This window comes from Rhodobacter sp. Har01, assembly GCF_020564565.1.
Taxonomy (GTDB): Bacteria; Pseudomonadota; Alphaproteobacteria; order Rhodobacterales; family Rhodobacteraceae; genus Pseudogemmobacter.
On the sequence record NZ_JAJCTD010000008.1, the window covers coordinates 70,836 to 90,419 of the forward strand.

Below are 19,584 nucleotides of genomic sequence, written 5' to 3' on the forward strand. Positions count from 1 at the left end.
CCGCGCCGCGCCGGCTGTCATTGCACGGGGGGGATGAGCCATGGCCGAACGATCGTTCAAGGCGGAAGTCGCAGATCTGCGCAAGGGCGCCGGCGAGGTCTTCACCGGCGAGGGCATCCTGGCGCTGACCAAGGCGCTGCTGGAGAATGGCGTCGGCTACGTCGGCGGCTATCAGGGGGCACCGATCAGTCATCTGATGGATGTGCTGGCCGATGCCCAGGACCTGCTGGCGGACCTTGGCATCCGCTTCGAGGCCAGCGCCAACGAGGCGGCGGCGGCGGCGATGCTGGCGGCCTCGGTGCACTACCCGATCCGCGGCGCGGTGACGTTCAAGGGCGCGGTCGGCGTCAATGTCGCCTCGGACGCACTGGCGAACCTGTCGTCGTCGGGGGTCACCGGCGGCGCGCTGGTGATCGTCGGCGAGGATTACGGCGAAGGCTCCAGCATCATGCAGGAGCGCAGCCATGCCTTTGCGATGAAGTCGCAGTTCTGGCTGCTGGACCCGCGGCCGAACCTGCCCAGCATCGTCAAGGCCGTCGGCGACGGCTTCGAGATGAGCGAGGCGACGAACACCCCGGTGATGCTGATGGTGCGCATCCGGTCCTGCCATGTGACCGGCCAGTTCCCCTGCCGCGACAACCGCCGCCCGCCGCTGACGGTGCGCGAGGCGTTGTCGAACCCGCGTTCGGATTTCGCCCGGATCGTGCTGCCGCCGATGTCCTTCGCGCATGAGCAGGACAAGGTGAAGACCCGTTGGCCGAATGCCGAGCGGTTCATACTGGAGCGGAAGCTGAACGAACAGTTCGGCGCCGGCGGGCGCATCGGCATCATCTGCCAGGGCGGCATGTTCAACGGCGTGATCCGGGCCCTGCAGCGGCTGGGCCTGGCCGACATTCATGGCGACACCGAGGTGCCGGTCTATTGCCTGAACGTGACCTATCCGCTGGTCGCCACCGAGGTCCTGGGCTTTTGTCAGGGCAAGGATCACGTCCTGGTGGTGGAAGAGGGCCAGCCGGCGTTCATCGAGGACCAGCTCGCCGCGATGCTTTACCGCGCCGGCGTGACCGTGAAGCTGCACGGCAAGGGCCTGCTGCCGATGGCCGGGGAATACACCGGGCAGGCGCTGCTGGAAGGCGTCACCGGCTTTCTGCGACAGGCCGCGCCAGAGACGCTGCCCGCCACCGTCCGGGCGCCGAACCTGGACAAGCCCAGGCTGCCCGACCTGTCCAGGGTGGTGCCGATCCGCCCGCCCGGCTTTTGCACCGGCTGCCCGGAACGGCCGATCTTCGCCGCGCTGAAGCTGGTCGAGCAGGACCTGGGCAAGCACCAGATCGCCGCCGACATCGGCTGCCACCTGTTCGGATCGCTGCCGCCATTCGAGATCGGCGGGGCGACCATGGGCTATGGGCTGGGGCCGGCCGCAAACGGTGCCTTTGACGGCGGCGGCGAGCGGCGGCCGATCAGCCTCATCGGCGACGGCGGGTTCTGGCACAACGGGCTGTCGTCCTCGATCACCAACATGGTGTTCAACAAGTCGGACGGGCTGGTGGTGGTGGTGGACAACTACTATTCCGCCGCGACCGGCGGGCAGGACGTGATGTCCAGCCGCGCCGACAACGCCAGCAAGGCCACCCAGCACCCCATCTCCGAGGCCGTGAAGGGCGTCGGCGTCAAGTGGGTGCGCCAGATCGACAACACCTATGATGTGCCGCGCCTGCGCGCGCTGCTGCACGAGGCGCTGACGACCAAGCAGCCGGGGCCGAAGGTGATTGTCGCCAGCAGCGAATGCATGCTGAACAAGCAGCGCCGCGAACGGCCGCGGAAGGCCCAGGCGATTGCCGAGGGGCGGCGGGTCGAGGCGCCGCGGTTCGGCGTGGACGAGGCCGTCTGCACCGGCGACCACGCCTGCATGCGGCTGTCGGGTTGCCCCTCGCTGGGCCTGCGGCACACCGGTGACCCGCTGCGCGACGACCCTGTGGCCCACATCGACCAGACCTGCGTCGGCTGCGGCAACTGCGGCGAGGTGGCGGATGCGGCCGTGCTTTGCCCCAGCTTCTACCGTGCCGACCTGGTCCATAACCCGGGCAAGCTGGAAACCCGCTGGTCCGCCTTTTCCAGCCGCATCATCGGCTGGCTCGCCCGCCGCCGCGACGCCCGTCGGCTGACCTTTTCCGCATGAGCGTTCGGAAATCCCTTGCGCCCGGCGATGGCGATGCGCGGATCGCGACGATCCTGAAGCTGGCGATCTATGCCGTCGGCGGCCAGGGCGGCGGGGTGCTGACCGGCTGGATCGAGGACCTGGCCCGTGCGCAGGGCTATGCCGCGCAGGCCACCAGCGTGGCCGGCGTCAGCCAGCGCACCGGGGCCACGATCTACTACCTCGAGATGGCCCCGGCCGGCACGCGCACGCCGGTCTTCAGCCTGATGCCGTCGGCGGGCGATGTGGATGTGATGATTGCTGCCGAATGGATGGAGGCCGGGCGGGCGATCCTGCGCGGCTTTGTCACGCCGGACAGGACCACGTTGATCGCCTCGACCCACCGCAATTTGGCGGTCAGCGAAAAGATGGTGCCGGGCGACGGTCTGGCCGATGCCGAGGCCGTGCGCGAAGCGGCGACGCAAGCCGCAAAGCGGCTGATCACGGCGGATTTCGAGGCGGCGGCGGTGCGGACGGGTTCGGTGATTTCGGCCACGCTGTTCGGGGCGCTGGCGGCCAGCGGCGCGCTGCCTTTCCCCCGGTCCGCCTTCGAGGCGGCGATCCGGGCGGGCGGCAAGGGGGTTGAGGCGAGCCTGGCCGCGTTCTCGGCAGGCTTTGAGGCTGCGGAGAAAGGCCCGGGGGCGACGGTCGCGCCACCGCTGCCGTCGCCCGAGGCAAGGGTCAGCGGCCCGCCTGGAAAGCTGCAGAAGTGGAACCGGCTGGCCGAGCGGGGCCGGGCGCTGCCGGCTCCGGTGGCCGAAATGGCCTTGGCTGGTCTGCAGAAAGTGGTGGATTTCCAGGATCTTCGCTATGGCGCCGAGTATCTGTCGCGGCTGGAGGCGATACTGGCCCGGGACCGCGCGCCCTGGGAGTTGACGCGCGAGGCGGCGAAATACCTGGCCAACGCCATGTGTTATGACGATGTCATCCGGGTGGCAGACCTGAAGACGCGCGGCCTGCGGTTCCAGCAGATTCGCGCTGAAATGGGCGCGGCCGAGGGCCAGCTGATGCAGCTGACCGAGTTCCTGCACCCGCGCGCGGAAGAGGTGGCGGGCCTGCTGCCGCGCCCCCTGGGCGCCTGGGTCAGCGCCAGCCCCCAGCGCATGCGGCGGCTGGGCTGGTTCTTTCGCCGAGGCAAGCGGCTGCGGACCGACAGCCTGTGGGGCTATGTGCGGCTGTACGCGCTGGCCGGCCTGAAACCCTGGCGCCGGCTGACCCTGCGCCATGCGCAGGAGGTGGCACATCGCGACGCCTGGCTGGCCACGGCGCTCGGCCATCTGGACAGCAACCCGTCGCTGGCGGTGGAGGTGATCCGGTGCCGGCGATTGGTGAAGGGTTATTCGGATACGCTGTCGCGTGGGCTGTCCAGGTTCGACCGGGTGCTGGAGGGGATCGCTCTGGTGGCTGGCCGGGACGACGCGACCGACTGGGCGCGACGCCTGCGCGAGGCGGCATTGAAGGATGAGGCCGGGACGGCGCTGGAGGGTGCCGTGCAGACCATCCGCAGTTTCGTTCAGCCGCCGGCGTCGGGCCAGGCGGGCAGTCCGTCCGTGATGTCGTAGTAGTCGCCCTTGAAAGATGTGAATATGTGTTCGGAAATCCGTCCGCCGGTGGGGTTGGCGATGCAGCCGGCCTCGACCGAGAAGGCCCCGTCGGCGGCGCGGAAGAAGAGCGAGGTCGCGCAGCTGGGGCAGAAGCCGCGGCGTCCGCCGCCGGGGGTGACGTATTCGGCCAGATGCCGCGCCTGCCAGGTAACATCGCTTTCGCGCGCGTCGAAGCTGGCGGAATAGTGCCCCGAGATCTTGCGGCACTGGATGCAGTGGCAGGCCCAGACCTCTCCCATCGGGCCGGGCAAGGTGAACCGGTTCGCGCCGCAGAGGCAGGCGCCCTGCAGGGTGACGGGGGCCATGGCAAGCCGGGGCGGTGGGCCGCCGGCCGGATCGTAGTAGTCGCCCGCATCCTCGTGGAACCAGCTTTCCGTGGTGGCAAGGCCGGTCGCGCCGTCCAGGCAGCCGGCGGCGATCGAGAGGCGGTCCTCGCCCTCGGGCTGCCAGAAAAGGAAGCTGCCGCAGTGCCGGCAGAAGCCGCGCCGCGCCGCGGGGCTGGCGCGGTACCAGGCCAGGCCATCGTCGCGCAGGAGATGGAAATCCGCATGGGCGGCCGAGGTCGCGGCCCAGAAGTGCCCCGACTGTTTGCGGCATTGCGAACAATGGCAGTCGATCACCGGGCGCAGCGGGCCGTCCACCCGGAAGGCAACCGCGCCGCAATGGCAGGAGCCCTGCGCCATCAGGCGGCGTCCCGGAACACGGTGGCGAGGAGCGGCACCAGCCAGGCCTCGTCGGCGGCGGTGAAGGCGGCGGGGGTGTTGGAATCGAGGTCCAGCACGGCCAGCAGGTCTCCCTGGCCGTTGCGCACCGGCAGCACCAGTTCGGACCGGGTGGTCGAAGAACAGGCGATGTGGTCGGGGAAGGCGTCCACGTCGGGGACGTTCTGCACCTGGCCGGTGCGGGCGCAGGCGCCGCAGACGCCGCGCGAAAACGGGATCACCAGGCAGCCGTGGCCGCCCTGGTAGGGGCCGATCTTCAGAAGCTGCGGCGCCACGACGCGGTAGAAGCCGGTCCAGTCCGACAACGGGTGGCGGGCGTGGATCTCGCAAGCGAGGGTGGCCATCAGGGCGATGGTGTCGGTCTCGCCCTGGGTGAGGGCGAGGATGTCGCGGGTGGCGGTGTCGTAGTCCATTCAATACCCCAGGGCGCAGCCGTCCTTGCGCGGGTCGGAGCCGCCGGTCAGGACGCCGTCTTCGCCGATCAGGATGGCCTGCGCGCCGCCCAGGGGCGTGCCCGGAACCGTCACCGCATGGCCCATCCGCGCCAGGGTGGCACGGGTTTCGGTGGAATAGCCACGCTCGACCTCGAACCCGTCGGGGCCGGCAAAGCTGCGCGGCGCGTCGATGGCAGCCTGCAGATTCAGGTCGAAATCGACCAGGTTCGAGACCAGGCGGGCGTGGCCGGTGGGCTGGTAGGCGCCGCCCATGACGCCGAAGGGCAGGACCACGCGGCCCGCCCGGCGCAGCATGCCGGGGATGATGGTGTGCATCGGGCGCTTGGCCGGCCCGGCTTCGTTCGGATGGCCGGGGATCAGGCTGAACCCGGCGCCACGGTTCTGGAAGTTGATGCCGAAACGGGCCGAGGCAAGGCCGGAGCCGAAGCCCCAGTAGACGGAATAGATCAGCGACACGGCCATGCGGTCGCGGTCGACGACCGTCAGATAGACGGTGTCGCGGTGGATCGCCTCGGTCATCGGGGCCGGATCGGGCATGGCGCGCGCCGGGTCGATCAGGGCGGCAAGCCGTTCGGCGGTGGCGTCGGACAGCATGTGCGCCAGCCGCGGTGCGGGGTCGGCGATGAAGCGGTTGCGGGCGTCATAGGCAAGCTTCGCCGCCTCGGCCTCCAGGTGGGCGCGGGCGGGGCCGAACGGCGCCAGGGATTTCAGATCGAAGTGCTTGAGGATGTTGAGAAGCAGGATCGCGGTGGCGCCCTGGCCGTTCGGCGGGTGTTCCAGCAGCTCGACATCGCCGTAGCTGCCGGCGACCGGCTGGCCCCAGGTGGCGCGGGTGGCGGCAAGGTCGTCTGCGCTGTGGCTGCCGCCCAGGGCGCGGAGGGAAGAAACAAGGTCCTGAGCCACCTCGCCGTCATAGAAGCCGGCGCGACCCTGCCGGGCGATGCGGCGCAGCACTTCGGCCTGACCGGGGGCGCGGAAGACCTGCCCCGGGGCCGGGGCGGCGCCGTTCAGGGTGAAGAACCGGCGGGCATCGCCGGTGAGGGCGCAGATGTCCTCGGCCCAGTCATAGGCGGTGCGCGGGGCGACGGGGACGCCGTCCTCGGCCGCGCGGATGCCGGGGGCAAGGATCTGTACCAGCGGCAGGCGGCCATGTGCCTGATGCAGGGAAAGCATGGCATCGACGGCGCAGGGAAGGGTGACGGTCTCGATGCCGTGGATCGGCATCCGGGCATGGCCGGCGGCGCGCAGGGCATCGGCCGACAGGCCGGCGGGGGCGCGGCCCGAACCGTTCAGGGCCTGCACCTCTTCGGACCCCGCGGGCTTGACCAGAACGAAGCAATCACCGCCCAGACCACACATCTGCGGCTCGGCGATGTTCAGAACCATGGCGGCGGAAATGGCGGCATCGGCAGCGGTTCCGCCGGCCTTCAGCGTCTCGATGGCGGTGAGGCTGGCCAGCGGATGCGAGGTGGCGGCCATGGCGTTCATCGCCAGGACGGCGGATCGCCCGGGAAGATGGAAATCGCGCATGCCGGCCCCCTTTTCGGGCAGCCTAGGCGGTGCAGGCGGGCCTGCCAAGCATCTGCGGGATGGGGAGAGAACCTCGGCGCCGGAACTGGGTGGGGGCTGTTGATCCCGGCGCCGAGGTGAAGCTTCAAGCAGCTACAGGTTCGGTTATGCGGGGTCGCACCGGCGGCAATGCGGGTAAAATCGGGCCAATCTGTGACACTTCCGTAGACTTGGCGACGATCCCCGGATCAGCCCGTGGATTGTTCCGCAGGCAGCCGGAAGCACAGGCAGTTCACCGCACCGCGCCGATCATAGCGCAGGTCCGAGGACAGCGAGCGAATCAGATGCCAGCCGAACCCGCCCTCGGCCAGGTCTTCCGGCGTGGGCAGCTGCCCGGTTGGCAGACGGTGGTCAGGCATCGGCCGACCCTCATCTTCAATCCGGATGCAGAGCTGGCCGGGTTCAAGCCCGACCCACAGCCGGATCGGGCCGGGGCCGGCGGCATAGGCATGTTCGACGATGTTGTTCAGCACCTCGGCCAGAACGATTTCGGCCGTGCTTCGGTCTGCTACGGCGAGTCGATCGAAGGGCCGGGCACCCAGTGCCCGGCGCAGACCATCGCGCACCGAGAGCGGGTCGCTGACCATTTCGATCGAGACGTCGTGCATCGCGATCAGCACCACCCGTTCAGCCGGCCTGCCGCAGCCCGGCTTCAAGCCCGGGGTGGATGGTGAAGACGGTGTCCATGCGGGTCAAGCGGAACACCTTTTCGACCGTGGGGGTCAGCCCGGCAAGTTCCAGCCGGCGGTCAGGGGCGAGCAGCTTCATCACCGCGACCACGGCACCCAGACCCGAGGAATCAAGGAAATGCACGCTCGCCAAATCCAGGATCACCCGGGTCGACGGCACGGCGGTCAGATCGCGCATGCGTTCCTTGAACTGGATCGCGCCGGCGGCGTCGATCCGGTCTTCCAGCGCGCGGATGACCAGCGTTGTGCCCTGCATCTTGGAATCGAGTTGCATCTTCCTTGTCCCCTTGTTTCGGCAAGGGCAAGGTTAGGGCGGAAGCGTGAACAAGCGGTAAGCGCCGACGCCTGCCAGGTCAGGTCAGTTCAGGTGGAAGGTCAGCGGGTAGCGACCATCCTCGAAATCGCCGAACAGATCGGGCAGGTCGGGGTGATCGACCGGCTCTCCGGTGTCGTCGGGCACGAGGTTCTGCTCGGACACATAGGCGACGTAGTAGCTTTGGTCGTTTTCGGCCAGCAGATGGTAGAACGGCTGGTCTTTCGAGGGGCGGCTTTCCTCGGGGATGTTCTCATACCATTCGTCGGTGTTCGAGAACATTGCATCGACGTCGAAGACCACGCCGCGGAAGGGGTGCTTGCGATGCCGGAGCACCTGGCCGATGTGATATTTGGCGTGTGCTGTATGCATCCGACGAAGTCCCCCAGCTTGGTTACTACGCCTGGATGGGCAAAATGTCCATCCGGGCGGCGGCTTTAGGCCCCTGATTCGAGGGAAACAGTCTGTGCCGTGCCGAATCACAGTCCTGCCGACCGGCGGGTTGGCGCGCTCTCGCAGAACTGAACGGCGGGGTCTGGTATCCCCGGTTTTCCCTGCCGTGGCTTTGCGCTATCCTGCGCCGCAAAAGAAACGCACGAGGGGCAGATGAGCAGGTTTCTCCGTGCGGCGTTGCTGTTGCTGTTGCTGGCCTCATGCGGGGGCGGGCGACAATATGCGGCGCCCCGCGATCTGGACAACGCTTGCGCGATCATCCGCGAACGGCCGCAGTATCTGCGGGCGATGCAGTCCACCGAACGGCGCTGGGGCGTGCCGGTCTGGGTGCAGATGGCGGTGATCCACCAGGAATCGAAGTTCGTCGGCAATGCCCGGACGCCGCACCGTTTTGCCCTGGGGGTGATCCCGATGGGACGGCAGAGCACGGCCTATGGCTATAGCCAGGCACTGAACGGGACCTGGGAGGAATACCAGCAGTCCGCAGGCGGGCGCGGGGCCAAGCGCGACAGCATCGACGACGCGACCGATTTCATGGGCTGGTACTTTGCGGAAACGAACCGCAGCCTGGGGATTGCCCTGGACGACGCCGAGGCGCAGTACCTGGCCTATCACGAGGGCCGCACCGGCTATGTCAGCGAAAGCCACCTGGGCAAGCCCTGGCTGGTCGAGGTGGCGGACAAGGTGGGCGCGCGGGCCGAGATGTATCGCGGGCAATTGGCCGGATGCGGGCGCTAGGCGTTCACGGGCGGCAGAGGCAGCGGCGGGCAGGCGGGACGCAGAGTGAAACCTGAAACGATCAGGCCCAAGCTTTCCATCATCGTGGTCAGCTACAACACGTGCGAGATGACGCTGGACTGCCTGCGCTCGGTCGCGGCGGAAACCCGGGTGCCGCATGAGGTGATCGTGGTCGACAACGCCTCGGCCGACGGTTCGGCGGCGGCGATCGCGGCGGCCTTCCCGGGTGTTGCGCTGATGGCCGAGACGGTGAACCACGGCTTTGCCAAGGCCAACAATCTGGCGGCGGTTCATGCCCGGGGGGAATACCTGCTGCTGCTGAACCCCGATACGGTCGTGCTGGATGGCGCGATCGACCGGCTGGTGGCCTTTGCCGAGGCCCGGCCCGAGGCGATGATCTGGGGCGGCCGGACGCTGAATGCCGACCGCAGCCTGAACCCGACCAACTGCTGGCGACGGATGTCGCTGTGGGCGGTGGTCAGTCAGGCGTTGGGGTTGAGCAGCCTGTTCCGCGCCAGCCCGATCTTCAACCCCGAGGCCTATGCCGGCTGGGCGCGCGACAGCGAGCGCGAGGTGGACATCGTCACTGGTTGCTTCCTGCTGATCCGGCGCGAGGTCTGGAACCGGCTGGGCGGGTTCGACCTGAGCTTCGTGATGTATGGCGAGGAGGCCGATCTCTGCCTGCGCGCCCGTGCCATCGGTGCCCGGCCGCGGATCACCCCCGCGGCCGAGATCGTGCATTACGCAGGGGCCTCGGAAAAGGTGCGGGCCGACAAGATGGTGCGGCTCTTGCGGGCCAAGGTGTTGCTGATCAAGCGGCATTTCCCGGCCTGGCAGCGGCCGCTTGGCCTGGCGGTGTTCCGGCTGTGGCCGCTGAGCCGGGTCTGGGGCACGCGGCTTCTGGGCCGCCGGCAGGCCGCCGAGAGCTGGGCCGAGATCTGGCGGCGCCGGGGCGAATGGTGGTCCGGCTGGCCCGAGCAGCCGCGCGGTCAGTAGCCGAACTTGCGCAGCACCGGACCCAACTCGCGTTCGATATAGGCGATGTGGTCGGGTTCCAGCTCGGCCTGCCACTGGCCCGACTTGCCGCTGCGCAGATGGCTTTTCTGCGCGACGGCACCTGCCTTGCGGCCGGTGCGGCTGCCGGCCTCGAACAGGCGCATCAGATCGACCGCCAGGGCATGATGGCGCCCGGTCAGCCCGAGGTGGGCAAAGATGCGCGCGTATTCCGCGGCACGGTCCGGGCCCATGAGACTGTCGTAGGACACTTCCAGGATGTCCGGGTCATCCAGGTTCCAGCGTTCGAGCGTGTCGCGGTAGTAGAAGATGAAGTGGTCGATCTCCATGAACAGTCCGGCGCGCTTGTCGGCATGGTTCAGCTTCTGCTGATAGCTTGTCCCGGTCTCGTCCGGGCGGTGGACCCAGTCCTCATGGGTCCACTTGTGGTAATGGTAGCCCGACACGATCATGTCGCGCGGATCACGCATCACATGGACCCCGCGATAGCGCCCAAGGCGCGGCAGATCCAGCTTGCCGTGCATCGACAGCACCATCCGCGACGCCGGCTTGGGCTGTTCGGAATTGACCTTCTGGTAGCGCAGTCCCAGCCCCCGCGACAGCAGCCACAGGACGGCGTTGAAATAGGTGGTCATCACCTTGTGGTGTGTGGCCACGAACAGCACCGGATCGCCGGGACGTTGCCGCAGCGGCGCCGTGACGCGGGTCACGATCAGCCGGCCCACAAGCGACCAGAACGCCGGCTTGACCAGCAGTCCGCGGTTCTTCTTGATGAACCCCGGCAGTTCGTCGCGCAGCCTCTGGAAGGCAGAGCGATGCACCTTGGGGCCGAAACCCGCGGGCGTAATGATCGGGGGGCGGGGCGGGGCAGGTTCCAAATCGTCAGGCCAATCAGAGCGGGTCAATGGCCGGCCGTGTCGGGCGCGGACCCGCCCTGTGTCGCACAGGAATACCCGCGCAACAAGCACGCGAGACCGGCCCCCGCCCCATGTTTGCCATGACATCGCCCGATGGCCGGGATAACCTTCGACGCATATCGATTTTTCCGGAGTCATTCATGGGTGCCACCGTCTCGGTCATTCTGCCGGTCTACAACCGCAGCGCCAGCCTTGCCGATTCGATGCGCAGCGTACTGGACCAGTCCTATCGCGATCTTGAACTCATCGTGGTGGACGACGCCTCGACCGAGGATCTGCGCCCGATTGTCGAAGGCCTGGGCGACCCGCGCGTGCGCTTCCTCCGGCGCGAGCGGAACGGCGGTGCCTCGGCCGCGCGCAATACCGGCCTTGCCGCGGCACAGGGGCGCTTCATCGCCTTTCAGGACAGCGACGACCTGTGGCTGCCGAACAAGCTGAAGCGGCAGATGGACCTGCTGGAGCAGATGCCCGAAGTTGGCGTCGTGACCCATTCCAAGGTGCTTTACGGCGGCGGGCCGGATGGCCGTTACGGCGTCGGACTTGTGTCGATGCGCCCGCCCCCGGATCGGGTCATGAAACCGGGCGAGGACCAGGTGAAGAAATACCTGGTCGAGAACCGGATCAGCCTGCAGAACGCACTGTTCCGACGCGACTGCTATCCCGAACCGATGTGGTTCGACGATGTGACCCGGTCGAATGCGGACTGGGCCTTCACCTCTTCGCTGGCCCAGCACACCAGGATTGCCGAGTTTCCCGATCCGGTCGTGATGGCCTTTTCCTCGCCGGACGGGATTTCCAAGCTGAAGCGGGCCAAGGCGATCGGCCTGATCCGCATCGTCAAGCGCAACCGCGCCGCCTATGCCCGCTATCCCGCCGCCTATGGGATGATGATGTGGAGAATCGGCCGCATCCTGGCCCGGCACGGCAAGAAGCGGATGGCGCGCAAGTTCTATGCCGAGGGGTTGAAGAACGACCCGGGCTTTCTGTGGCGGTCGTTGATGGAAAAGCTGGGCCTGTGCCGGCAGCAAAGCGTCTAGGACGATGCGCAGCCGGCCAGCCGCTTCATTCCCATTGCCAGCGCCGCAGGCGCCGGGCGATCTTGTCGGCCAGTTTCCACAACGGTCGCTGGGCGCGGGCGCGTTCGGCGGTGGCCTGGGCGATGACCTGGGCCGACAGGGCCGGGGCAGGGGCCAGCGGCGCGCGCTGGTCGGGATGGTATCCAAGCCGCGCGAAATCGGCCGAGTAGATCTCGGCCACCAGCGCGCGATCGGCCGCGTCGGGCTTGATCTCGCCGATCTGGCGCCGCGCCCCGCCTGCGGTGTTGTGTCCGGCCTTGTTGGTGTGGCGCAGCGCGCGCGGCCCGGCGGAGACGCCGGCCAGCGCGTCGAAATAGGGGATCAGCGCGTCCAGCCCGTGTTCCATATGGAAGATCGTGCAGGGCAGCGCGCCCCCGACGGGCGGCAGGAAATCGCTTTGCGGGCGGCTGTGGTTGTCGCTGCGGTAGGGATCGCCCTGCCGCGCCGCGGCCTCGGCCTGAAGCCAATCGCCGAACCCGATTCCCTCGGGCACGGTGCCTTCGACTTCGGCCTGGAAGCGGAAGGCGCTGACCGCGCGGTCCAGCGGATGGCGCACCACGGCAAAGCAGGCGTCGAAGAAATCGGCCGGGAACATCCGCGCCAGGGCCGCCCAATCCACATGCTGCGGCGAAGAGCGCGTCCAGCGCAGGTCCGGCGGGACCGAGATGTATTTGCGGTCAACCAGCGCCAGCGCGCCGAACCGGTCGTGAAGGTAGTCCTCGACCGAGCTGCCCGCGCATTTCGGCACATGGGCAAAGTAGACAAGCTTCGGTCCGATCCGTACGATGGGCATGAGGTCCTGCTCCGGGCATTGGCGCCAGCCTGGCGGGGGGGCAAGGCGGACTGTGGCATCGGCATGGGGCGAGGTTCAACGGGAAAAGCGGACCTGCGCCGGCAGTTCGACATGGGGTGGGCATGACCGTCTCTGCCAGCCGCAAACAGCCCCGGACAGCGCCCGGCACCAAGACCAGGGCGACCGTCGCCGGCGTCAGGCTTGCGCCCATCGTGGCAATCTTCCTGATTGCCCTGGTCATTCCCTTCATCTTCCAGATCGGTCCCTTGCGGTTTTCGGCCTATCGGGTTGTGCTGTTCCTGACCATCCTGCCCTTCCTTGCGATGTGGCTCATGGGCAGGGCGGGACGGGTGCGGATGCCCGACATCGCCCTGCTGCTGTTCTGTTTCTGGGCGGCCCTGAGCTTTGGCGTCATCCACGGCGCCGGCACTGCGATCGAGGCCGGGGGCATCATCTTCATCGAGACGATGGGCGCCTATCTTCTGGGCCGGCTCTTCGTGCGCACGCCCGACGATCTGCACCGGGTGGTGCGGCTCCTGTTCTGGATTCTCATCGCGCTTCTGCCCTTGGCGGTGATCGAGTCGATCACCGGACGCAGCATCGCGCTTGAGCTTTCCCGGGCCGTCCAGAGTTCCTACCGGATCGTGACGATGGAACCGCGCTGGGGCTTTCGGCGCGCCCAGTCCGTGTTCGAACATCCGATTCTGTTCGGTGTCTTCTGTTCCGGTTTCGTTGCATTGACCTACTACGTTCTGGGCCATGGCCGCAGCCTGATCCGGCGCTGGCTGCAGACAGGGGCGGTGATCGTGGCGACGGTGACGTCACTGTCGTCGGGTCCGATGACCGCGATGGCAGCGCAGGTTCTGCTGATCGGCTGGGACCGGGTGTTCAAGTCCGTCCGTCAGCGCTGGGCCGTGCTGGGCGGCCTGGCTCTGGCAGGCTTTGCGGTCATTTCCCTGTTCTCGAATCGCAGTCCGGCGCAGATCCTGATTTCCTTTGTTGCCTTCAACCCAAGCACAGCCTGGAACCGGCTGCGGATCTGGGAACACGGCTCGGCCTCGGTGATGAACAACCCGCTGTTCGGCATCGGCCGGAACGACTGGGAGCGGCCGATGGGCATGGTGTCCAGCGTCGACATGTTCTGGCTGCTGCCGGCGATGCGCCACGGGCTTCTGGCCGGGGTCCTGTTGCAGGTGGTCTTTTTCGGGATCGTCCTGGCGGTGCTGTTCCGAAAGGGTCTGAGCGCGCGCTGGGCGGACTACCGGAAGGGATACCTGATCTCGCTTGCCGGCCTTTTCATGGCCGGTTGGACGGTGCACTACTGGAATACCGTCTATGTGTTCTTCATGTTCCTGCTGGGCTGCGGCAGCTGCTTTCTGACCGATGCAAGGGATGCCGACACTGCGACGGAGCCAGTGACGTCAGCCCCGGTGCGGCGGCAGGGACTGGCGCTTCGGCGGACGCCTGCGGTCAAGCGCCCGGCTGAACCGGACACGCCGGCAGAGGCTGCCAACACCGACGCCGCCCGCCCGCAGCCGCGCTATTCCCGGCCGCGCAGACCGCCGGACGAGACATGATCCGCCCGGGCATACGGCTGGGTCTGGGCCTTGGCCTGGGCCTGGGTCTTGCGATCCTGGGCCGGGCCGCGGCCGCCCTGGCCGGGACCCTTCACGCCGAGGATGCGCAGGCGCTTGGTTCGGCGCTGTCGGAAGCCTCGGCGGGTGACGTGATCCTGCTGGCGCCGGGCGACTATGGTGCGGTCGAGCTTCGCGGGCAGCGTTTTGATCCGCCGATCACGATCCGGTCCGCCCGGCCGGGCGGGGCGGTGTTCGACAGCCTTTCGGTCAGCGGGTCCGACGGGCTGCGCTTTGTGGCAATTCACGTCAGCCACCCCGGCAACGGCGCTGCGCGAAGCCGCGTCGTCGAGATCGAGGACAGCAACCGCATCGAGATCGTCGAAGCAGAGGTCAATGGGCGCGTGGACGATGTCTTCGACGGCCATTTCGGCATCTACATCCAGGGCGGCGAAGGCCTGCGCCTTGTTGGCATCCGGGTGCATGACGTCAAGCACGGCATCGCCGTCTTCGGCGCCCGCGACGTCACGGTGGCCGAGAACCGGATGGAGGACATCGGCGAGGACAGTTTCAAGTTCGCCGGCGTCGATGGCGTGCTGGTCGAGAACAACACCGGCCCCGAGCGGATGTTTCCTGCCGAGGGCGCGCATGAGGATTTCATGCAGTTCCAGGGCGGCCCGTCGCGGCGAGTCACCATCCGGGGCAACGTCTTCCTGCCGCAGAACAGCCCCTATGCCCAGGGCATCTTCGTCGCCGGTGACGGCGGGCATGCCGACATCCTGATCGAGGAGAACATCATCGCAACGGCAATGCTGCGTGGAATCTCGGTGAACGAAGGCAGCCGCATCACCATCCGCCGCAACACGGTGGTCGGCCTGCCAAGCAAGCGCGGAACGATCGCGGGCGTGGTCGCGCCCGATGGCGCGACGGTCGAAGAGAACATCTGGTCGGGCAAACGGGGCCAGCAGATCGGCAGCAATATCGTGGTGCAGGGCACCGATCCCGCGGAGGCCTACCACTATGACGCGATCTTCCGCAATGCGTTGCGCCAGCCAGCCCCGAGACTGGCCGATCTGGCGCCGGTGGCCGGCGGGCCGGGCGCGACCCTGGGCGCCGTGCGGCGGCTGCGGACGCTGCTGGGCAATCCTTAGGCCGGCGTCACCGGCCACGAATCCGCCTCGCTTTTGGCCTTGTCGGGACACCGAAGGCGGTGAATAGTTTTCCTGCCTTGGTATTTCAGATAGCGGTTTCCGACACCCGGACGGATGGCCTGGGAGGAGTTCATGATACCCATCAGTCTTGGCCTGCCCGTCTACAACGGCGACAGATACCTGCGCGACTGCCTGGATTCGATCCTGGCGCAGACCATGGGCGATTTCGAACTGGTCATCTCGGACAATGCCTCGACCGACAAGACGGCCGAGATCTGCCGCGAATATGCCGCCCGCGACCGTCGCATCCGGGTTGTGACCCATCCGGAAAACATCGGCGCCGCAGGGAATTTCAACTTCCTGTTCCATGACACCAAGGGCGAATACTTCAAATGGTGCGCCCATGACGACCTGATGGAGCCGGCGTTCCTGGAAAAGACCCATGCCCGGCTGCAGGCCGACCGTGCCGCGGTGCTGAGCCACAGCTACACCACGGTCTTCAGCGACGACGGCCAGAACGAGGAACTGTTCAAGCCCGACTTCGCCACCGACCCGGCCGATCCGGTGGCCCGCCTGCGCGAGGTCATGCTGCACGGCCGGCGCTGTTATGAGGTCTTCGGCCTGATCCGCCGCGACGCGCTGGCGCGCACCGATCTGATCGGCAACCACAAGGGTGGCGACAACGTGCTGCTGTATCGGCTGGCGCTGCTGGGCACCTTTGCCATCGTTCCCGAGCCGCTGTTCAGGCTGCGCCGTCACGCCGCCCAATCGACGGCGCTGCTGATGGACAGCCAGGCCTATCAGCGCTGGTTCACCGGCCGGTCCCAGAAGATGACCTTCCCGGACTGGCACATGGTCCGGCAAATCTGGAAGACGCCGGCGGGCATCGGTCTTTCCGCGGCCCAGCGCCTGCGCTGCCTTGGGCCCTTGCTGGGGGAAACCTGGCGCCGGCGGGCGCGGCTGCGGCAGAACCTGCGCGTGGCCGCCGAGATTCTGGTCTTCGGAAGCGCGGACCCGCAGCGGCGCCGGCGGTTGTTCCGGCAGTACGACGGGTCGTGAGTCCCGGCTTGGAAAGCGCGCTTCCCGGCGTCAGTGTGGTGATCCCGACCTACAATCGCAGGATGCTGGTCCCGCGTGCCATCGACAGCGTGCTTGCCCAGACCCGGCCCGCTGACGAGATCATCGTTGTGGACGACGGGTCATCGGATGGCACCGAAGCTGCCCTGGCCGAACGCTTCGGGTCGCGCATCCGCTATGTGGCGCAGGCCAACCAGGGGGTGGCGGCCGCCCGGAACCACGGGATCAGCCTGGCCCGGTTCGACCTGGTGGCCTTTCTGGACAGCGACGATGTCTGGCGCCCCGAAAAGCTGGCGCTTCAGGTTCCGGCAATGGCCGATCCCGGCGTGGTCCTGTCGGCAACGAACTGGGCCTGGGAAAATGCCCCCGATGCCGGCCGGTTCCAGCAGCTTGGCCATGCCTCGCCCCACCCGGTCGAGACCGACCGCGCGCCGCTTTTTCAGTTGTGCCACCGCCGCGGCCACGGCCTGCTGATCCAGACCTGCCTTGTCCGGCGTGCGGCGCTGACCCGGATCGGCGGCTTCGATGCGACGCTGCGGATTTCGGAGGACATGGATCTGCTGTTCCGGCTGGCCGAGGAGGGAGGCTTTGCCCTGCTGTCGCCGATCCTGATGATCCGCGACGGCGGCGAAGGCGCCGACGGCAACCTGACCCAGCCTTCCTCGCTTCGCTGGCGGCAGCAGAACCTGGATAACATCATCGCCATCCTGCGGCGCAGCCTGGAGCGGCACCGCCACGACCCATTCGGCACGGCCGTGCGGCGGCGGCTGGTCCAACTGCTGAGCTACCGCGCCAAGCTGCATGCCAACGCCGGAGACACCCGGACCGCGCGTCATCTGTGCCGCGAGGCCCTGGCCCAGCGTGTCTGGACAAGGGAAGCGGCGATCTGTGCGGCCGGATGGGTCTTCCCCGCCCTGCTGAAGCGATCCCGAGGCTGACGGCCGGCAGCTCGCCGCCTTAGCGGCGGCCAAGCGCCTGGCCGGCCCGGCCAATCCAGAACCCGGCCCAGGTCACCAGGCCGACGAACTTGAGCCCGTCTTCCAGGATATAGCCGTTCTGTCCGTGAACCACTTCGAACTGGTCGCTGAGGACAGAGCCGGACAGGAAGACCAGCGCCAGCCAGAGGCCGAGAGGATCGGCGCCAAAGAGACGGTCGCGGAAGCGGACCGCGATCGCCACCGCCGCAAGGCCGTAGGCGGCCAGGATGGCCGGTTCGGGAAGGCCCAGCCAATGCGGCCCCACCTCTTCGTGCAGCAGGAATAGATCGTCGGCGGCGATGACCAGGCTGAACAGACCGGCGGCGGAAAGAAACGAAGCCTCGTGCCGGCAATGGCGCGCGGCGAACAGGCAGACGGTGCCGGAGCAGGCCAGCGCAAGGATGCCCAGTATCGACACCATCCCGTGGAACGGGTTGAACCCGTGCAGCGCCGCCGGATCGCGCAGGAAATCGACCGGCCGGAAGGGACCAAGCTTGGCGCCGAACAGCAGGATGAGGAACAGCACCAATCCGGCCAGGCCTGCCATCCTGATCGAGGGATGACGCAAAAGGCCAGGTCGTTGCGACGTCTCAGTGGAATGCATGTCACGAAAGCGTTGCAGAATATTTACAAATCCGACGCTTCCACAGGAGCTTGATTCGGGCAACGCCCGAGGTGGAAACAATTGGGAAAACAATGCGTAACGGCCTAGGTGCCGCTGTTGCGGCCCAGCAGCCGGCCGAAGACCTTGCGCAGATCGGCGCGTTCGCCCGGGTTCAGGCAGAAGCCGAACAGCACGATGGCGTAGACCAGCGCCCCGGCGGCCCCGAAGCCGATCAGCGAGGACCAGGTGTCGGGGGCGCGCAGCAGGCGCAAGCCGCCCCAGACCACCATGCCGGCCGCGGCGGGCAGTACCCCCGGCACCAGCACCTGATCGCGGAAATCGGACATCCGGGCATCCGTCATGGTCAAACACAACGGCCAGTAGTAGAGGATCTGGGAGCCGACCACCGATACGGTCAGCGACAGCGCGACCCCGATCGCCCCTGTGTCCGTAAGCGTCAGCGAGGCGAACATCAGGACCAGCCCGGCCAGTTGGAACAGAAAGGCCGGCAGGAAGAACACCTTGACCTGTTCCTTGGCCATGGCGGTCATTGCCAGCAGGGCAGTGGGCTGGGTGAAAGGCAGGATCAGCATGAACAGGATCGTGACCATTCCGGCCTGCGAATAGGCGCCACCAAGATAGAGCGCGATGAAATCGTTGGCATAGATCACCAGCGGCACCGCCACCACAAGCGTGACCCACATCGCATAGCGCCCGCCCCGAAACACCGTCGCACGCAGTCGCTGGCGGTCCTCAAGGGCATGCATCGCGGTCAGCACCGGCTGCAGCGGCTGGGTCGCCAGGGCGACGGTGCTGTTGATCTGCCGATAGAAGGTTGCCCCCAGATAGTAGCTGGTGACATCCACCGCCGAACCATAGAGGTTCAGCAGAATGGTCGCGGCGTTGGTGCTCATCACGGCACCCAGACGACCGAGCGTCGTCCAGAGGCCGAAATTGAGCAGCCGCCGGGCCTGGCCCCAGTCATAGGCGCCCGATCGCAACCGAAGTTCCGGCACCAGCGCAAGTGACCGCCGGACCATCACTGCCGAAAAGATCGTCTCGGCCACCACGGTCGCGACCACGACCCAGACGACCTGCGGGCCGATGCCCAGCAGGAACACCAGTTGCAGCATGATCCGGAACACATCGCGCGCGATGCCAAGAAGGTTCAGTTCGACATACCGCTGGCGGACGTGAAAGCCGGTCGCAAAGGGGATCACCAGCATCTGGATGAAGAAGTTGACGACCAGCAACGCCATCATCACCCGGGCCGGGATGACCATTCCGGGGGCGATGTTCAGCACCTTCTCGATGTTGACCGCAAACAGCAGGCCCAGGGCAAGGAAGACAACCGCCATCGCAGCGAGCAGCGGGAAGATCGAACTGACGATGGTCGTCACCCGGTCCCTGTCGCCCTTGGCATAGGCCTCGACGACATAGCGGCTGATGCCTCCGGTGAAGAAGGAAAAGAACAGCGGCGCGAAGACCATCAGCGCCGACACCACCGGAAGCACCGCGAACTCTTCGGGCGAGATCCGCTTGAGAAGATACTGGTACATCCACAGCAGCACGGTCATGTTCACGATCCGCGCCAGCAGGGAACTGGCCGAGTTGATCACGACCAGGCGTTTGGAGACGACGAAACTGTCTTGCTCAGCCAA

At 67.2% G+C, this 19,584-nt stretch carries 19 protein-coding genes; 9 read left to right on the top strand and 10 right to left on the bottom strand.

Annotated elements, in window-relative coordinates; all coding sequences use genetic code 11:
- The first annotated feature begins 40 nt into the window (after positions 1–40).
- Both LHP98_RS17025 and LHP98_RS17030 read left to right on the top strand, forming a co-directional pair.
- A complete protein-coding gene (locus LHP98_RS17025; RefSeq protein WP_227253759.1) occupies positions 41–2,179 on the top strand; it encodes an indolepyruvate ferredoxin oxidoreductase subunit alpha in 2,139 nt (712 codons plus the stop codon).
- The gene (locus tag LHP98_RS17030) at positions 2,176–3,759 is read left to right on the top strand and encodes an indolepyruvate oxidoreductase subunit beta family protein (protein ID WP_227253760.1); all 1,584 of its coding nucleotides are present in this window, start codon (positions 2,176–2,178) and stop codon (positions 3,757–3,759) included. Before LHP98_RS17025 ends, LHP98_RS17030 begins: the two co-directional genes overlap by 4 nt.
- On the opposite strand, the gene LHP98_RS17035 is transcribed toward LHP98_RS17030, so the two are convergent.
- The 6 genes from LHP98_RS17035 to hspQ form a co-directional block, all read right to left on the bottom strand.
- Positions 3,711–4,484, bottom strand: a complete 774-nt coding sequence (locus tag LHP98_RS17035; RefSeq protein ID WP_227253761.1) for a GFA family protein — start codon at positions 4,482–4,484, stop codon at positions 3,711–3,713. The two genes, LHP98_RS17030 and LHP98_RS17035, sit on opposite strands and share 49 nt — an antisense overlap.
- Positions 4,484–4,936 (bottom strand): GAF domain-containing protein, encoded by a 453-nt coding sequence (locus LHP98_RS17040; protein WP_227253762.1) that lies wholly within the window; start codon positions 4,934–4,936, stop codon positions 4,484–4,486. The genes LHP98_RS17035 and LHP98_RS17040 overlap by 1 nt, the downstream gene beginning before the upstream one ends.
- Positions 4,937–6,508, bottom strand: a complete 1,572-nt coding sequence (locus tag LHP98_RS17045) for a gamma-glutamyltransferase family protein (RefSeq protein WP_227253763.1) — start codon at positions 6,506–6,508, stop codon at positions 4,937–4,939.
- Positions 6,509–6,735: 227 nt separating this feature from the next.
- On the bottom strand, positions 6,736–7,167 hold the full coding sequence (locus tag LHP98_RS17050; protein WP_227253764.1) for an ATP-binding protein: 432 nt from the start codon (positions 7,165–7,167) through the stop codon (positions 6,736–6,738).
- Between the two features lie 7 nt (positions 7,168–7,174).
- Positions 7,175–7,510, bottom strand: coding sequence for an STAS domain-containing protein (locus LHP98_RS17055; RefSeq protein ID WP_227253765.1), 336 nt, complete (start codon positions 7,508–7,510; stop codon positions 7,175–7,177).
- A gap of 84 nt (positions 7,511–7,594) precedes the next feature.
- On the bottom strand, positions 7,595–7,921 hold the full coding sequence (hspQ, locus tag LHP98_RS17060) for a heat shock protein HspQ (RefSeq protein ID WP_227253766.1): 327 nt from the start codon (positions 7,919–7,921) through the stop codon (positions 7,595–7,597).
- A 234-nt stretch (positions 7,922–8,155) separates the two neighbouring features.
- Here hspQ and LHP98_RS17065 point away from each other — a divergent pair, with 234 nt between their 5' ends.
- Entirely contained in the window at positions 8,156–8,740 is a 585-nt protein-coding gene (locus LHP98_RS17065; RefSeq protein WP_227253767.1) for a lytic transglycosylase, read from the top strand.
- 45 nt (positions 8,741–8,785) lie between these two features.
- Positions 8,786–9,736, top strand: coding sequence for a glycosyltransferase family 2 protein (locus LHP98_RS17070; RefSeq protein WP_227253768.1), 951 nt, complete (start codon positions 8,786–8,788; stop codon positions 9,734–9,736).
- On the opposite strand, the gene LHP98_RS19635 is transcribed toward LHP98_RS17070, so the two are convergent.
- A complete protein-coding gene (locus LHP98_RS19635; RefSeq protein WP_227253769.1) occupies positions 9,730–10,575 on the bottom strand; it encodes a sulfotransferase domain-containing protein in 846 nt (281 codons plus the stop codon). The genes LHP98_RS17070 and LHP98_RS19635 overlap by 7 nt on opposite strands.
- A 236-nt stretch (positions 10,576–10,811) precedes the next feature.
- Between LHP98_RS19635 and LHP98_RS17080 the strand changes: the two genes are divergently transcribed.
- The gene (locus LHP98_RS17080) at positions 10,812–11,708 is read left to right on the top strand and encodes a glycosyltransferase family 2 protein (protein WP_227253770.1); all 897 of its coding nucleotides are present in this window, start codon (positions 10,812–10,814) and stop codon (positions 11,706–11,708) included.
- A 25-nt stretch (positions 11,709–11,733) separates the two neighbouring features.
- Here LHP98_RS17080 and LHP98_RS17085 read toward each other — a convergent pair whose 3' ends face one another.
- Positions 11,734–12,540, bottom strand: coding sequence for a sulfotransferase family 2 domain-containing protein (locus LHP98_RS17085; RefSeq protein ID WP_227253771.1), 807 nt, complete (start codon positions 12,538–12,540; stop codon positions 11,734–11,736).
- A 122-nt stretch (positions 12,541–12,662) separates the two neighbouring features.
- Here LHP98_RS17085 and LHP98_RS17090 point away from each other — a divergent pair, with 122 nt between their 5' ends.
- The 4 genes from LHP98_RS17090 (at position 12,663) to LHP98_RS17105 (ending at position 17,280) form a co-directional block, all read left to right on the top strand.
- Positions 12,663–14,117: an O-antigen ligase family protein gene (locus tag LHP98_RS17090; protein WP_227253772.1), complete on the top strand. Its 1,455-nt coding sequence runs from the start codon at positions 12,663–12,665 to the stop codon at positions 14,115–14,117.
- The gene (locus LHP98_RS17095; protein WP_227253773.1) at positions 14,114–15,265 is read left to right on the top strand and encodes a right-handed parallel beta-helix repeat-containing protein; all 1,152 of its coding nucleotides are present in this window, start codon (positions 14,114–14,116) and stop codon (positions 15,263–15,265) included. Before LHP98_RS17090 ends, LHP98_RS17095 begins: the two co-directional genes overlap by 4 nt.
- Before the next feature lie 132 nt (positions 15,266–15,397).
- On the top strand, positions 15,398–16,324 hold the full coding sequence (locus LHP98_RS17100; protein WP_227253774.1) for a glycosyltransferase family 2 protein: 927 nt from the start codon (positions 15,398–15,400) through the stop codon (positions 16,322–16,324).
- 8 nt (positions 16,325–16,332) lie between these two features.
- The gene (locus LHP98_RS17105; RefSeq protein ID WP_227253775.1) at positions 16,333–17,280 is read left to right on the top strand and encodes a glycosyltransferase family 2 protein; all 948 of its coding nucleotides are present in this window, start codon (positions 16,333–16,335) and stop codon (positions 17,278–17,280) included.
- Positions 17,281–17,299: 19 nt separating this feature from the next.
- Here the strand turns inward: LHP98_RS17105 and LHP98_RS17110 are convergent, their stop codons facing one another.
- Positions 17,300–17,866 (bottom strand): hypothetical protein, encoded by a 567-nt coding sequence (locus LHP98_RS17110; RefSeq protein ID WP_227253776.1) that lies wholly within the window; start codon positions 17,864–17,866, stop codon positions 17,300–17,302.
- A 161-nt stretch (positions 17,867–18,027) separates the two neighbouring features.
- Positions 18,028–19,584 (bottom strand): lipopolysaccharide biosynthesis protein, encoded by a 1,557-nt coding sequence (locus LHP98_RS17115; protein ID WP_227253777.1) that lies wholly within the window; start codon positions 19,582–19,584, stop codon positions 18,028–18,030.

Coding starts and splice junctions, on each gene's coding strand:
- LHP98_RS17085 (WP_227253771.1), bottom strand. CDS start 12,540: ATGCCCATCGTACGGATCGGACCGAAGCTTGTCTACTTTGCCCATGTG.
- LHP98_RS17040 (WP_227253762.1), bottom strand. CDS start 4,936: ATGGACTACGACACCGCCACCCGCGACATCCTCGCCCTCACCCAGGGC.
- LHP98_RS17065 (WP_227253767.1), top strand. CDS start 8,156: ATGAGCAGGTTTCTCCGTGCGGCGTTGCTGTTGCTGTTGCTGGCCTCA.
- LHP98_RS17035 (WP_227253761.1), bottom strand. CDS start 4,484: ATGGCGCAGGGCTCCTGCCATTGCGGCGCGGTTGCCTTCCGGGTGGAC.
- LHP98_RS17100 (WP_227253774.1), top strand. CDS start 15,398: ATGATACCCATCAGTCTTGGCCTGCCCGTCTACAACGGCGACAGATAC.
- hspQ (WP_227253766.1), bottom strand. CDS start 7,921: ATGCATACAGCACACGCCAAATATCACATCGGCCAGGTGCTCCGGCAT.
- LHP98_RS17055 (WP_227253765.1), bottom strand. CDS start 7,510: ATGCAACTCGATTCCAAGATGCAGGGCACAACGCTGGTCATCCGCGCG.
- LHP98_RS17095 (WP_227253773.1), top strand. CDS start 14,114: ATGATCCGCCCGGGCATACGGCTGGGTCTGGGCCTTGGCCTGGGCCTG.
- LHP98_RS17090 (WP_227253772.1), top strand. CDS start 12,663: ATGACCGTCTCTGCCAGCCGCAAACAGCCCCGGACAGCGCCCGGCACC.
- LHP98_RS17030 (WP_227253760.1), top strand. CDS start 2,176: ATGAGCGTTCGGAAATCCCTTGCGCCCGGCGATGGCGATGCGCGGATC.
- LHP98_RS17025 (WP_227253759.1), top strand. CDS start 41: ATGGCCGAACGATCGTTCAAGGCGGAAGTCGCAGATCTGCGCAAGGGC.
- LHP98_RS17110 (WP_227253776.1), bottom strand. CDS start 17,866: ATGGCAGGCCTGGCCGGATTGGTGCTGTTCCTCATCCTGCTGTTCGGC.
- LHP98_RS17080 (WP_227253770.1), top strand. CDS start 10,812: ATGGGTGCCACCGTCTCGGTCATTCTGCCGGTCTACAACCGCAGCGCC.
- LHP98_RS17045 (WP_227253763.1), bottom strand. CDS start 6,508: ATGCGCGATTTCCATCTTCCCGGGCGATCCGCCGTCCTGGCGATGAAC.